General features: G+C 40.1%; 10 protein-coding genes. 4 read left to right on the top strand and 6 right to left on the bottom strand.

Annotated elements, in window-relative coordinates:
- Window positions 1-81 precede the first annotated feature (81 nt).
- The 5 genes from rimO to RDV63_RS09650 all read right to left on the bottom strand — a co-directional run bounded on the left by rimO (window position 82) and on the right by RDV63_RS09650 (window position 7,927).
- Window positions 82-1,485 carry a 30S ribosomal protein S12 methylthiotransferase RimO gene (rimO, locus tag RDV63_RS09670; protein WP_313909293.1) on the bottom strand — a complete coding sequence of 468 codons (1,404 nt, stop codon included), beginning with the start codon at window positions 1,483-1,485 and terminating at the stop codon, window positions 82-84.
- A 124-nt stretch (window positions 1,486-1,609) separates the two neighbouring features.
- The gene (ylqF, locus tag RDV63_RS09665; RefSeq protein ID WP_313909292.1) at window positions 1,610-2,551 is read right to left on the bottom strand and encodes a ribosome biogenesis GTPase YlqF; all 942 of its coding nucleotides are present in this window, start codon (window positions 2,549-2,551) and stop codon (window positions 1,610-1,612) included.
- Between the two features lie 99 nt (window positions 2,552-2,650).
- Entirely contained in the window at window positions 2,651-3,823 is a 1,173-nt protein-coding gene (locus RDV63_RS09660; RefSeq protein ID WP_313909291.1) for a CsiV family protein, read from the bottom strand.
- Entirely contained in the window at window positions 3,823-7,296 is a 3,474-nt protein-coding gene (gene mfd / locus RDV63_RS09655; RefSeq protein ID WP_313909290.1) for a transcription-repair coupling factor, read from the bottom strand. The genes RDV63_RS09660 and mfd overlap by 1 nt, the downstream gene beginning before the upstream one ends.
- A gap of 34 nt (window positions 7,297-7,330) precedes the next feature.
- A complete protein-coding gene (locus RDV63_RS09650) occupies window positions 7,331-7,927 on the bottom strand; it encodes a PilZ domain-containing protein (protein WP_313909289.1) in 597 nt (198 codons plus the stop codon).
- A 45-nt stretch (window positions 7,928-7,972) separates the two neighbouring features.
- On the opposite strand from RDV63_RS09650, the gene RDV63_RS09645 reads away from it, so the two are divergent.
- From RDV63_RS09645 to RDV63_RS09635, 3 genes are read left to right on the top strand one after another with little or no spacing between them, the layout of a single operon-like run.
- Window positions 7,973-9,217 (top strand): lipoprotein-releasing ABC transporter permease subunit, encoded by a 1,245-nt coding sequence (locus RDV63_RS09645; RefSeq protein ID WP_313909288.1) that lies wholly within the window; start codon window positions 7,973-7,975, stop codon window positions 9,215-9,217.
- Window positions 9,210-9,893: a lipoprotein-releasing ABC transporter ATP-binding protein LolD gene (lolD, locus tag RDV63_RS09640; RefSeq protein ID WP_313909287.1), complete on the top strand. Its 684-nt coding sequence runs from the start codon at window positions 9,210-9,212 to the stop codon at window positions 9,891-9,893. The genes RDV63_RS09645 and lolD overlap by 8 nt, the downstream gene beginning before the upstream one ends.
- Entirely contained in the window at window positions 9,886-11,124 is a 1,239-nt protein-coding gene (locus tag RDV63_RS09635; RefSeq protein WP_313909286.1) for a lipoprotein-releasing ABC transporter permease subunit, read from the top strand. The genes lolD and RDV63_RS09635 overlap by 8 nt, the downstream gene beginning before the upstream one ends.
- A 51-nt stretch (window positions 11,125-11,175) precedes the next feature.
- Here the strand turns inward: RDV63_RS09635 and RDV63_RS09630 are convergent, their stop codons facing one another.
- Entirely contained in the window at window positions 11,176-11,715 is a 540-nt protein-coding gene (locus tag RDV63_RS09630) for a DUF2062 domain-containing protein (protein ID WP_313909285.1), read from the bottom strand.
- Window positions 11,716-11,740: 25 nt separating this feature from the next.
- Here RDV63_RS09630 and RDV63_RS09625 point away from each other — a divergent pair, with 25 nt between their 5' ends.
- The gene (locus RDV63_RS09625; protein ID WP_313909284.1) at window positions 11,741-14,002 is read left to right on the top strand and encodes a DNA internalization-related competence protein ComEC/Rec2; all 2,262 of its coding nucleotides are present in this window, start codon (window positions 11,741-11,743) and stop codon (window positions 14,000-14,002) included.

Here is a 14,002-nt window from a genome sequence, read left to right as displayed (position 1 = left end):
GCAAGAGGCTAGCTTAAATTAAAAAAGGCAGTGTACACTGCCTTTTAATTCTATCTAACAACTAGGTTTATTAGATTAGTCTTATTTTACAGGAGTTGCCCAAAGGTCATATTCATCGGCATGTTCCACGGTAGCAGTAATAAGATCGCCAGGCTTTAAATCAGTGGCGCCATTTAAATATACTACGCCATCTATTTCTGGTGCATCAGCAAAGCTGCGACCAATAGCACCTTCTTCATCCACTTCATCAATTAACACGGCTATATCACGGCCAATTTTGGCTTGTAAGCGAGCAGAACTAATTTCTTGTTGCGTTTGCATAAAGCGATGATAGCGCTCTTCCATAACTTCATCTGATACGGGATCGGGTAGCTCATTGGCTTTAGCACCTTCAACTGGGCTGTATTTAAAGCAGCCAACGCGATCAAGTTGCGCCTCTTTTAACCAATCGAGCAACATTTGAAAGTCTTGTTCTGTTTCACCTGGAAAGCCCACAATAAAAGTAGAGCGTATGGTAAGTTCAGGGCAAATTTCTCGCCATTTTTTAATCCGCTCTAGTACACGCTCCGCTTGGCCGGGACGTTTCATCAGTTTTAAAATACGCGGGCTAGCATGTTGAAAAGGTATATCTAAATAAGGTAGTACCTTACCCGCGGCCATTAACGGAATAATTTCGTCAACGTGTGGGTAGGGATAAACATAATGTAAACGTACCCAGATACCCATTTCCCCTAAGGCTTCACAAAGCGCTAGCATAGAGGTTTTAACCGGTGAACCATTCCAAAAACCAGTGCGGTATTTAACGTCTACACCGTAGGCGCTGGTGTCTTGTGAGATAATTAAAAGTTCTTTTACTCCAGCTTTCTTTAAACGCTGGGCTTCATCTAGCACTTCACCTATAGGGCGGCTGGCTAAGTCTCCGCGCATTGAAGGGATAATGCAGAAGGTGCATCTATGATTGCAGCCTTCAGATATTTTTAAATAGGCATAATGTTTAGGGGTAAGCTTAACGCCATGATCAGGTACTAGCATAGTAAAAGGATCATATTTTGGCTTAGGTACAAACTGGTGTACTTGCTCTAAAACATTTTCATATGCATGGGGGCCTGTAATCCCTAATACATTAGGGTGAACTTGTCTAATTTCGTCTTCACGAGCACCTAAGCAACCGGTTACTATTACTTTGCCATTTTCAGCTAAAGCTTCACCTATGGTTTGCAGTGACTCTTCTACTGCACTATCGATAAAGCCGCAAGTATTTACAATAACTAAAGCAGCATCATCGTAATTAGGCACTATATGATAACCCTCACTTTTGAGCTGGGTTAAAATACGCTCAGAGTCTACTAAGTTCTTTGGGCAGCCTAAACTAACAAAGCCAATAGTATGACCTTTAGCTGAGTCAGTATTAACTTGATGCTTGAGTGTTTTAGCGGCGGTTTCAAGTGTCGTAGTTTGCGACGGGTCAAAGGTCTGTACAGTCATAAAAGCTCAGAGTATCGTGAAAATAAAGTCGGCGGATTATACCTGAATATGCGTTGATAACTAGTGTTAAATGAACAAAAAAGCAGCGATAAAGCTGCTTGTTTGGTTTACATATTATTGCTTATTACTTTTTGTTATATTTGCGTTGGGCTCTACGTTTGCGTTCTAACTCACGCTCGGCTTTTATTTCCGCTTTGGCGGCTTCTTCTGCTTTGCCATCTATTAATTCTTGGCTGACCATTTCTGGCGTTTCTAAGGTAATGCCACCTAAGTTGCCTGCTCTTAGCTCGGTAATAAGTATAGTGCCTGCCTTTTCTAAGTCGACCACGCCGCCTTTACGCATGGCGCCACGTTTAACACCGATAGCATCAAGTAAGCTAATATCATTTTCTGGTAATTCAGTTAACTGAAACCGTTGCATAACCGCTTCAGAATAGTTTTTTAATAAATAGTCGGCGGCAAACATGGCAATATCGGCGTAATCAAACACAGTATCTTTTATGGCGCCGGTAATTGCTAAACGATAACCACATGTTGGAGGGCTAAGCTTGGGCCATAAAAAACCAGGGGTGTCGGTTAAAATAACATTGTTATCTAACTTTATTCTTTGCTGCATTTTTGTAACACCGGCTTCGTTACCGGTTTTAGCAATAGTTCTTTTTGCTAAAATATTGATTAGGGTTGATTTACCAACATTAGGGATGCCCATTATCATTGCCCTGGCACCTCTAAGCTCAAGGTTTCTTTGTGGCATCATGCTTTCGCAAAGCTGAAGTAAAGCGCGGATCTGCTCTGGATTTTGTTGGCTAATAGGAATAGCTTTTACACCATCTTGTTGGTCAAAGTAGTCTACCCAACGTGCAGTTAATGCCGGATCGGCTAAATCAGCTTTATTTAACACTTTTATGCAAGGTGTATCACGGCGTAACTTTGGTACTAGGGGATTTTCACTTGAAAAGGGGATCCGTGCATCCAACATTTCGATAATAATATCGACTTGTGGCATGACTTCGGCAATTTCTTTACGGGCCTTGTGCATATGACCCGGAAACCAGTTAATTGACATCTAATTTTAGCCTTCAGCCTTTAAATAAGAAAGCATAAGCAAAAGACCTATGCTGTGTAATTGATGTAATGATAACGCAAACTTAGCCTTATACTTGATTTAATTCAGTATCAGGTCAATTTCTGGCTCGATTTCGTTATCAAGTTGCGCTGGTTCAAAACGGCGTATTTGTAAAATTATCCCTAGATAGGGGTGATCTAAGTAATGGATTTCACCACTTATAACCCGTCGACTTTGTTTAACATAGATAGTTTGCAAGCTATCTTCTGATGGCAGTCGCAAGTTAAACTCTGCATTTACAAATAAATAGTGGTCTAAATGAAGTTTAAATAAACCATCTAATTGCCAAGTATAATCAGGCACTTTACTGCCTAACTTAGCTGCAACTGGTTGCGAGCTGTTATCATTAGTCTCGATGGCTCTTTTAGGTGTAGGTAGTTGTGAATTTGCACTTAACTGTGCCAGTAGTTGTTCGATATTAGTAATGATATCAGCTTGGCTAAGGTCCGTTATATTAGGGTCAATGGCATTTGCATCATTTGCATCATTTGCATTTAGCTGAAAATTAGGTGCAGTTTTTATGCCATCTTGCAATAAAAGAGAGTCAGTATTGTGTTGTTCAGATAGCCGCTTAGGTTGACCCCAATAATCAAATTTATCTGAAAAGTTTTCACCGGCATACCAATGACTAGCAATAGCTCGGCGTTGTGTAACAGGAACTTGGCGCCATGCTGTGTGCAGTAAAAGACTTTTATCAGTTTGGTTTTGAATTCGGGTGGCTATATCTGTTAATTGTAGTGCCTCAGCCGCAACTATATAAGGCTGGTTAGTGTGCTTACCATTACTTGCCATTAACGCTGAAATTCGTCGTGGCATAGGTAATTGACTATCGTAATAACGAGTTTGCATAAAGCTATGCAGCAACCAAGGTTTATTTTGTGGCTCAAAAACACATAAGTTAACCAACTGGTAATAATAAGCTGGTTTAACTGCTAATAGATCTTGCTCGTCTGGTTGTGTGGCTGGCGTGGTACAAAGAGGAATTATTTCCAGCAGAGGCGAAATATCAGGCTGATATAAAGGTGTAACTAAATCAATACTGCGCCCAGGGCGAATTGGAGTCACAGGGAAGTCAAATTTTTCTTGTGAGTTGGCGGCAGGGGTTTGACTAAACACAATCATTTCAACTTCAAACCAACGTTGTTCTTTTGCCTGTACTACCGAGCTTAGCAATAAGCTACAAACTGTGCCTAAAATCGCGAATTTAAACATTAAGATACCCTGTTTTTAGCAAAATCAGCCAACATGTTTTCAATTAATTTAAGTCGATCCGCTATATCGTTAGAGGCAATGGCAAAGCGCAACTTTTGGCCACCTTCGAGCTTAAATATTCGAGATTGCTTTTGAATTAAGTCAATAATAAAGTTAGGTGAAACTTGAGTTTTATCACTAAACTCAACCATACCACCTTTATTATTGGCTTCAATACGTTTAATACCCAGTTGCTGCGCTTGTAATTTAAACTCTGATAGTTTTACTAGATTTTTCGCCGCATCTGGTAGTAAACCAAAACGATCAATTAATTCTACTTGAATTTCATCTAACTCGGCCAGAGATTTTATTGAAGCCAACTTTTTATAACAAGAAAGCCGTAAGTTTACATCAGGAATATAACTCTCTGGTAGTAAAGCGGGGATCCTTAGCTCAATTTCCGTTTGCTGGCTTAACATAAGTTCTAAGCTAGGCTCTTTACCTTGCTTTAGGGCATTAACAGCTTGCTCTAACATATCCATATATAAAGTAAAACCAATAGACTCAATTTGGCCACTTTGTTCATCCCCAAGTAATTCACCCGCACCACGAATTTCTAAATCATGGCTAGCCAAGGCAAAACCTGCACCTAAATCTTCAAGGCTTTCAATAGCATCTAACCGTTTTTCGGCATCTTTACTTAAGCGTTTTTTCGATGGAATAAGTAAGTAGGCGTAAGCCTGATGATGGGAGCGGCCAACCCGACCTCGTAACTGGTGTAGTTGGGCCAAACCAAATTTATCGGCACGATTAATAATAATAGTATTAGCTGTAGGGATATCAATACCGGTTTCTATAATGGTTGAACAAAGCAGCACGTTATAGCGCTGATGATAAAAATCAGCCATGATATTTTCTAATTCACGCTCACGCATTTGGCCATGGGCAATAGCAATTCGAGCTTCAGGAATTAACTCTGTTAACGCTTGAGCTTGTTGGTTAATAGTGGCAACGTCATTGTGTAAAAAATATAATTGGCCACCGCGAGATATCTCACGCATAACAGCTTCACGGATCAATGCCTTATCGTTTTCTCTGACAAAGGTTTTAACCGCTAGCCGCCTAGCCGGTGGCGTAGCAATAATGGATAAATCGCGCATACCTGCCATCGACATATTTAAGGTTCGTGGTATAGGGGTTGCGGTAAGGGTTAATATATCGATATTGGCGCGTAATGATTTAATTTTTTCTTTTTGTCTGACGCCAAATCTATGCTCTTCATCAACAATTAGTAAGCCTAAATCATGCAGTTTAATGTCATCTTGCAGTAATTTATGGGTGCCAATTAAAATATCAACTTTACCGTTGCTTACATCTTCTAAAATAGCTTTTTGCTGTTTAGGGCTAATAAAACGAGATAAAACTTCAACTCGTACCGGCCAGTTAGCAAAGCGATCGCTAAAGTTTTCAAAGTGTTGCTGGGCTAATAAGGTTGTGGGCACTAATATCGCGACCTGCTTACCATCATTTACTGCAACAAAAGCCGCCCGCATAGCAACTTCAGTTTTACCAAAGCCTACATCGCCACAGACTAAGCGGTCCATAGGTTGTGGGGTTTGCATATCGCGTAAGACAGCATCTATGCTGTCTTGTTGATCAGCGGTTTCTTCATACGGAAAGCTAGCAGCAAAAGCTTGATATTGTTGTTGGTCAATAGCGAAAGCATAGCCTTTATGGGCAGCACGTTGGGCGTAAACATCTAATAGTTCTGCAGCAACATCCCGTACTTTTTCGGCGGCTTTACGCCGAGACTTTTCCCAACTGTCATTACCTAGCTTGTGTAAAGGCGCACTATCGGCATCACCGCCGCTATAACGGCTTAATAGATGTAAGGCAGTAATAGGCACATATAATTTGCTAGTGCCTGCATACTCTATGGTTACAAACTCTGCGCTAATGCCTGCGGTCTCTATGATTTGCAAGCCTTGATAACGACCAATGCCGTGCTGCAGGTGCACTATAGGTTGGCCCATGGTTAATTCAGCTAAGTTTCGAATAACCGTATCAGATGATACTTGTTGGCTACGTTTACGACGCCGGCGCTGGCTAATTTTTTGACCAAACAGCTCGTTCTCACTGACTAAAGCTAAAGGCTGAGGTTTACTAAGAAAGCAGCCTTGCTCTAAAGGACCAACAATAATCCCTAAGTCTGTATTAGACTGATAAAATTCAGTGAAACTAGCAAATTGACTAATTCGTATAGACGCTTTTTGTAGTAGCTGTAATAAGCTTTCTCGACGACCTTCACTTTCTACAAAAAATAATAAACGGCCCTTTTGTTGTTTTAATTGCAGTATGTATTGTTGTACTGCATGTAGTGGCTCTTTATGTTGATGATTAACGGCTAAGTCGGGTAGGGTTTGACTAAGCAGATTAGCTTGACCAGCTTTTTTAGTTAATTCTGCTTGGCTTAGCTTGATCCGTGCATACTGCTTAAATTGGCCAAATAGTTGCTCAATATTTATATATAATTGTTGAGGCGCTAAAATTGGCCTTAATACATCGTGACATCTGTCGTCATATCGGCGCTTTAGTTCATGCCAAAATCTTTCAGCGCTATGCTCTAGATCACCTAATAATAAACAACGACTCTGCTTAGGTAAGTAATCAAACAAGGTTGCGGTTTGTTCCGCAAATAACGGCAGGTAATATTCAATCCCCGAGGGCAACAAGCCTTGGCTAACTTGCTGGTATAACGACTCCTTTTCGCTACGGGAACTAAATAACTCCCGATAGCGCAATCTAAAACGCTCTATGGCGGCTTTATCGGTTGGAAACTCATGAGCAGGTAATAGCTCGATATTAGTTACTGTATCTAAGCTGCGTTGATTATCTGGATCAAAAGTGCGGATAGCATCAACTTCATTATCAAAAAAATCGAGCCGGTAGGGAGCATTAGCCCCCATGGGATATAAATCAAGAATTGAACCACGTGCAGAGAATTCACCATGTTCCATAACTTGATCAACACTGTGATAGCCTACCTCGGTAAGTTGACGTTTTAACTGGTTCAAATCGATGAGCTGGTTCTTGTTAATAATAAAACTATGTTGTTCTAAATATTGGCGCTCAGTCAGACGCAGCAATAAAGTACTAATAGGCACTATTACGATACCTTGAGTTAATCGAGGTAATTGATAAAGTGTTTTTAAACGCTGAGAAATGATGTCTTGGTTGGGTGAAAACACATCGTAGGGCAGAGTTTCCCAGTCCGGTAGTGTTAAAATAGGGATATCTTTATTAGTGTGAAATACGGCTAGCTCTTGTTCTAAGCGCAATGCGGCTGGCGTATCAGGCACCACTATTAAATAAAATGCTGGCTGTTCTTGCACTAAGTTAGCAATGACTAAAGGTAAACTTGCACCTTGTAAATTGCCCCATTGCAGCTGATCAGTCGCTGACTTAAGCTGCGGTAATGACGAAATGAAATTCATTAAAAACACTAAACCTTAAATAGTAAAAATAGCTCTAAGATGATGATAACTGGCGTTGCTGAGCCTGTTGTTTTAATAATTTAGATTGTTGGTGGAGACTGGCTCGAACAATAAGTTCGCGATCTTGTTCTCTAATACGGGTAAATACAACTTTTATTTGCCAAGTCTGTGCTATTTTTTGGCAACTTAATACTTGACCATAACAAAAAACGGCGCCTTCGTTATTAGATAAAAACAATTTTACTTCAAGTGCTTGCTCAACTTCTATAGGGCTATCAGCATGATAACAGCAACCGCTGCCACCGTAACTAACACTATAAAAACGCTGCTCAGCAATATCTTGTTGCCGTAAAACATAGTGTAACAATAAATCTATTTTTTGTGCTTGTTGTTGCAGATAATGAGCCAGTTCTGTAGCTAACTCACCTAGTTTATTCAATGAGCGCAGGGCAGACATGTTTAAGTCGCTACTTTGCGAGCTTAATAAAAACGCCTCGGGTATATGGTCTTGCAGTTGTTCCATAGTAGGTAAGGCTGTAAGCATAGGGCGAATATTAATATTAATTTGGTGCTCAACGCTAAAATAATCCTGATAGCGTGCATCTAGCTCTGCTAAAGTTAGTTTACTCATAATGTTACCTTTACAACCTGCTTGTCACGACAGGTATTTGTCTCTATGATCGACATCACTTTATCATCTAATGTGGGCATTGTCCTGAAAATTAGGATGCAGTTACCAGTCAGTTTGTGGATAGGCTTGCGCTATAGCAAAAGCCGTAAAGGCAATGCCTTTATTTCCTTTATTAGTCTTTTTTCTATCGCTGGCATTTTTCTAGGCGTGATGGCGTTGACTATTGTTAGTTCTGTTATGAACGGCTTTGAAGGCGATTTAAAAAAACGAATTTTAGGTGTGATCCCACATATTATTGTTAAGACCGATCCCAATAATCTGGCTTGGCAAGATGCACTTAAAGCTAATAAGTCGGTTTTACAGCTAAACCCCTTTTTACAAGCTGAAGCTTTAGTGCAAGCACCAAGTCAATTAAGTGGTGCCATGATCCAAGGTGTTACTTTAGATGCCTTACCTCACTTTATGCAGCAGTCGTTAATTCAAGGTAGTTGGCAGCAATTTTCATCCCAGCGTTATGCGGTGGTATTAGGGCGAGGCTTAGCTGAGCAATTAAAAGTATCAGTGGGCGAGCAAGTACGATTAATGTTAGCGACAGCTGGCAGCTATACCCCTATGGGCTGGGTGCCTAGACAGCGTTTATTTACTGTTACTGGTATTTTAGATACTGGCTCGGATGTTGACAGTGCTATAGTTGTAACGGCATTAGCCGATTTACAGCGTTTAATATCACAACAGCAAACCTCTGCTTGGCGTATTACTTTAGCTGATCCTTTTATGGCACCTATATTAGCGGAAAAATTAGCAAAAAATCCTAAATTACAAGTCAGTGACTGGCGGCAAAGTCATGGCAATTTGTTTTCTGCAGTGGCGATGGAAAAAGGAATGATGTCGTTAATGTTATTGCTAATTATTGCTGTAGCTGCGTTTAATATTGTTTCTGCTTTAGTCATGATGGTTACCGATAAGCAGGCCGAAATTGCTATTTTAAAAACCCTAGGCATGACAGATCGGCAGTTATTTAATATTTTTGCTATGCAAGGCGTGAGTAATGGTGTTTTTGGTGCTGTAACTGGAGCTTTAGCTGGCCTTTTACTAAGTTGGCAATTAAATACTATTCTTAGCGCCTTGGGTGTACATATCACCTCAGTAGCGGTATTGCCTGTAGATATTCAATTACAACAAGTGGTATTAATTTTATTAAGCGCTGTTTTGCTAACTTTACTGGCAGTCTGGTACCCAGCCAGAAAAGCAGTTCGTGTTAATCCGGCGGAAATATTAAGTGATGAATAAAGTTTTAACGGCGCAACAAATAAATAAAAGTTATCGCGATGGTTTACAACAGGTAAAGGTATTACAAGGCGTTGACTTAACGGTTAGCAGCGGCGAGATGTTGGCTATAGTGGGGAGTTCGGGTTCGGGTAAAAGCACCTTATTACATATTTTAGGCAGTTTAGATATTGCAGATAGTGGCTCAGTGCAAATATTAGGCGAAGATCTAGCTAAGATGAGCAGTAAACGCAAAGCAGCGCTACGCAATCAGCAATTAGGTTTTATTTACCAATTTCATCATTTATTAATGGATTTTACCGCCTTAGAAAATGTAACTATGCCCTTATTAATTAAAGGGGTAAATAAGCAGCAGGCGAATACTAAAGCATTAGCCATGCTACAGCGAGTTGGCCTAGCAGAACGAGCTAGTCATAAACCAGCAGAATTAAGTGGCGGCGAGCGGCAGCGTGTTGCCATAGCCCGGGCTTTGGTTGCCGAGCCTGCTTTAGTACTAGCTGATGAGCCAACCGGAAATTTAGACCAACATACAGCTGAAAGTATTTATCAGTTATTACGTGAGCTTAATCAGCAGTCAAATACCAGCTTTATTATCGTTACCCACGATATAGCTTTAGCAAAAAAACTCGATAAGTATTACTTAATGCGAGAAGGCTGTTTGGAGCCAGGGCATGCTTAAACTGGCATGGCAATTTGCCAAACGTTATCGTTCAAATACACAATCTAGTGGTTTTATCCGTTTTATATCTGCCAGCTCTACCTTAGGTATAACCTTAGGCGTAGCCATTTTGATTGTTGCTTTATCGGTAATGAATGGCTTTGAACAAGTATTAAAACAACGTTTGCTATCGGTTATTCCGCATGTGGAGCTTGAAGCTGTCAGTGAAGGCTTAACCGACTGGCAAGCAAAGATTAGTTATTTTAATACTATTAAAGGAGTTGCAGCAGGCGCACCTTATATCAAAACCCAAGGGATGTTACGCCAAGGACAGACAGTTAAAGCCGCTGAAGTACGTGGCATAGCACTGGATTATGAGCAGCGCATAAGTGATTTTGCTAACTATGTAGTCGCAGGACAGCTAACAACACTGACTGCTACTGATATAGTTTTAGGTAAAGGCATTGCAGAGGCCTTACAAGTACAGGTAGGAGATAGTGTCCAGCTTTTACTGCCTACCTTAGCTGACGATGGCCGTTTGGCTAGTTACAACAACGTGGGGCTAACTGTAACCGCTATTGTTTCGGTTGGTGGTCAGTTAGATTACAGCCAAGCATGGCTAGATATAGCGGCTTTAGCCCAGTTATTACATTACCCAGAAGCAAGAGTGCAGGGCTTTGCATTTCGCTTAAATGATATCTTTTCCGCGCCAGAGATGGCTGTAGAGTTAGGGCGACACTCAACTGACTATGTCTATTTATTAGATTGGTTTCGCAGCCAAGGTCATGTTTATCAAGATATTCAAATGGTACGAACTATCCTTTATCTTGTCTTAGCTTTAGTTATAGCAGTAGCTTGCTTTAATATTGTCGCAACACTAGTGATGGCAGTACGAGAAAAACAAAGTGATATTGCAATTTTACTGACAATGGGGATGCCAAAACGCAGTATAATAGTGATATTTGTTTGCTTAGGCTGGTTAAATGGCTTAATTGGCACTGTATTGGGCGCTATTATTGGTGTGCTATTAGCGGTTAATATAGAGCCTATTTTTGCTGCTATTAGCAAAGTATTAGGCCATGCTATTTTAGATCCCAGTATCTACTTTGTTAACTTTATACCTTCAGTACTACACTTAAATGATGTTGTTATAACTTGCCTAGTGGCATTAATGATGAGTTTAATTGCAACTTTGTATCCAGCCATGCGAGCGAGTAAAGTTCAGCCCGCTGCAGTTTTAGGTCAGAAATAAAAACTTGTAATGATAAACCACAAAACATTGCTGATTTTATAGCGTTGTATCTTAGAACTTAGGCGCTTTATCTATACTTTTACGTTTACTCTTACGTTTATTTTGCGCTTTTCTAACCGATAAACGCCATAACCAATCAATACCAAAATAACCAACAATAGCCGAAAAGATCCCCATTATAAAACACCCTATAAGAAAGGGTTTACCAATAGTGGCAATACTATGTTGCAGCCAATGCCAGTTAGCCTCAAAAGCAAACTTCTCGATGGGAGCTTGCAAAACTATAGTGCCTACAACATAACTTAAATAAAATAAAAACGGCATAGTTAACGGGTTAGTTAGCCAGACTAAAGCCACAGATAAAGGTAAATTAACTCTAAGCGGTATTGCCACAGCAGCTGAGGCGACCATTTGGAATGGAATAGGCATCCAAGCAAAAAATAACCCCACGGCAAAAGCTCCGCGAGCTGACTTACGGTTTAAATGCCATAAATTACCATCATGCAATAAGCTACCAAACATCTTTAACAGCTTTTGTTGCTTGATTTTTTCTGGAGATGGTAGATATTTCTTAATAAAGTTCTTAGCCATTACAACCTATTCACAAAAAATGAACATGACACTATTTTGTCTGGGTATAGTTGTTGCGAGCCTATTGTCGGTATTTCTACCAATAGTGCCACCTCTTTTTACACTATTTATTTTAGTGCCCATTTTGCTGGGTGCAATTTGGTGCCGAAGCAACTTTATTGCTGGAGCTATACTCTTTATTAGTTTGTGGCTTATCCAAACAAATCATTACTATTTAACTCAAAAAAAACTGCCATTATCAGATACAACAGTAGTTGGTACTATTATCGACTCACCCAAGCAATACCAAGATTACAGTCAAATTGTACTACTACTAGACGAAGGCATCGGCAAAGGTTATCGGGTGCGATTAAACTGGTCCCAAGCACCAGAGCAATTAGCTGCAGGTCAGCGTTGGCAGCTACCTGTTCGGCTAAAGCCTATTGTAGGTGTCGCTAACCCTGCTGCTATTAATCGTGAAAGTAATGCCATGTTAAAGCGTGAGCTATTACAAGGCTCGGTAATCCAAACTACAGCATCTAATTTATTAACAGCTAAGATGCTATCTAGCCAATTTATGCTAAGGCCCTATCTTATCAAGCAACTAGGCCAAGCGACAAGCGAACTTGCTACTGCACCACTATTAAAAGCGTTAACAATAGGTGAACGTCATTTTAATCAGCAATTGTGGCAGGGTTTACAATTATCTGCCTTAGCGCACTTAATGGCAATATCGGGTTTGCATATTGGTTTGATCTTTATTTTTAGCTTATGGCTAAGTAAGCCATTATTTATTATTAAAAACATAAGCGCTAGGCTGATGCTTAAATATAGCTTAGCTTTAGGGTGTGCCTTATTATACGCTTGGCTTGCAGGCTTTGCTATTCCAACCATAAGAGCCAGCCTAGCTTTATTAATAGTAGTAATCTGCAAAGTTCAGCTACGAACTTTTTCATATTTGCAGTTCTGGTTGTTAATTGTTGCTGGGCTTTTATTATTTGAACCCTTATTTGTTATCAGTATTGGTTTTTGGTTGTCAGTTTTAGCCGTAGCTATTATCTTTATGCTGTTATGGCAGCAGCCTAAAATAGTTAATGGCTGGCGCGGAAAACTACTATTGTTTTTAAGGTTTCATTTTTATTTAACCTTGATGATGACCTTATTTAGCATAGTCTTTTTTAATGGTGGCTCGCTATTAGCTCTAGTCTCAAATATTATTTTTGTGCCCTATACCAGTATGCTGGCAATCCCTGTGTTGTTTGTTACTTTAATTGCTCAGCTAATCCAACTTCCTTTCTCTGCTAGCTTATGGCAGTTCACTGATTGGTTATTTACCCCCTTACTAGTCTGGCTAGATTGGTGCAGCCAACAAAATAGCTGGTGGGCATGGCCTAATATTAATTGGCTAACAGTACTATTATTAGGGCTAGCTTTAATGATGTTTTGGCTAACACGACACCGTTTAGCGCTGCTATTTACTGCTTTAGTCAGTGCTGTTATTAGCCTAACTTTGTGGGGAACCTCGATTTGGCAGTTACATTTGATCGATGTGGGGCAAGGTTTAGCTGTATTGCTACAAAAGGGCCAGCAAGGAGTTTTATATGATGTTGGGCCGCGTTATAACAATTACAGTGCCACAGCGGCAATAGTACTACCTTTTTTACGTCAAACTGGCATACGGCAACTAGATTATGTGGTGTTAAGTCATAATGATAGTGATCACACTGGAGATTGGCGTTTATTACAACAACAGTACCCAGAGCTAAGGTTAATTACTAATATTGCCGATATAAATTCGGCACAGCCCTGTGCAGACTTGAATTTCAATTATCTCGGTGCAAAAGTGCAGCTTTTTACCCTGTTTGATTCCGAGTTACACAGCAAAAATGATCGCTCTTGTTTAATGTTTGTGGATATAGATGGTTGGAAAATTTTGTTAACTGGTGATATTTCAGCCCGTGCTGAACGCCTATTAATAGCGCAACAACCTAATATAAGCGCTGATATATTATTGCTTGCACATCATGGTAGTGCCAGTTCCAGTGATTACGGTTTTTTATATCATTTAGCGCCATTATTGGCATTAAATAGCGCTAGCTTATATAACCGCCATCAACATCCCAGTGCAATTGTCCGCCAACGTTTGAGTTTGCTGGGTATTCCGCTGCTTAATACAGCTACTAGTGGCGCTATTAGTTTGGATATTAAGCCTGAAAATATAAGAATTAACGCTTATAGACCACAAAGATTACCTTACTGGCAACAAAAGCCGTATACAAATGCTGAAACCTTGCTGGCAACACGTTAG

Origin of the sequence: Rheinheimera sp. MMS21-TC3 (assembly GCF_032229285.1) — a bacterium.
GTDB lineage: Bacteria > Pseudomonadota > Gammaproteobacteria > Enterobacterales > Alteromonadaceae > Alishewanella.
This window is presented reverse-complemented; position numbering and strand designations above follow the sequence as displayed.

What these genes read in the sequence shown, in the direction of transcription:
- rimO (WP_313909293.1), bottom strand. Translation starts at nt 1,485, where the DNA reads ATGACTGTACAGACCTTTGACCCGTCGCAAACTACGACACTTGAAACC.
- RDV63_RS09630 (WP_313909285.1), bottom strand. Translation starts at nt 11,715, where the DNA reads ATGGCTAAGAACTTTATTAAGAAATATCTACCATCTCCAGAAAAAATC.
- RDV63_RS09660 (WP_313909291.1), bottom strand. Translation starts at nt 3,823, where the DNA reads ATGTTTAAATTCGCGATTTTAGGCACAGTTTGTAGCTTATTGCTAAGC.
- lolD (WP_313909287.1), top strand. Translation starts at nt 9,210, where the DNA reads ATGAATAAAGTTTTAACGGCGCAACAAATAAATAAAAGTTATCGCGAT.
- RDV63_RS09645 (WP_313909288.1), top strand. Translation starts at nt 7,973, where the DNA reads ATGATCGACATCACTTTATCATCTAATGTGGGCATTGTCCTGAAAATT.
- RDV63_RS09650 (WP_313909289.1), bottom strand. Translation starts at nt 7,927, where the DNA reads ATGAGTAAACTAACTTTAGCAGAGCTAGATGCACGCTATCAGGATTAT.
- RDV63_RS09635 (WP_313909286.1), top strand. Translation starts at nt 9,886, where the DNA reads ATGCTTAAACTGGCATGGCAATTTGCCAAACGTTATCGTTCAAATACA.
- RDV63_RS09625 (WP_313909284.1), top strand. Translation starts at nt 11,741, where the DNA reads ATGACACTATTTTGTCTGGGTATAGTTGTTGCGAGCCTATTGTCGGTA.
- ylqF (WP_313909292.1), bottom strand. Translation starts at nt 2,551, where the DNA reads ATGTCAATTAACTGGTTTCCGGGTCATATGCACAAGGCCCGTAAAGAA.
- mfd (WP_313909290.1), bottom strand. Translation starts at nt 7,296, where the DNA reads ATGAATTTCATTTCGTCATTACCGCAGCTTAAGTCAGCGACTGATCAG.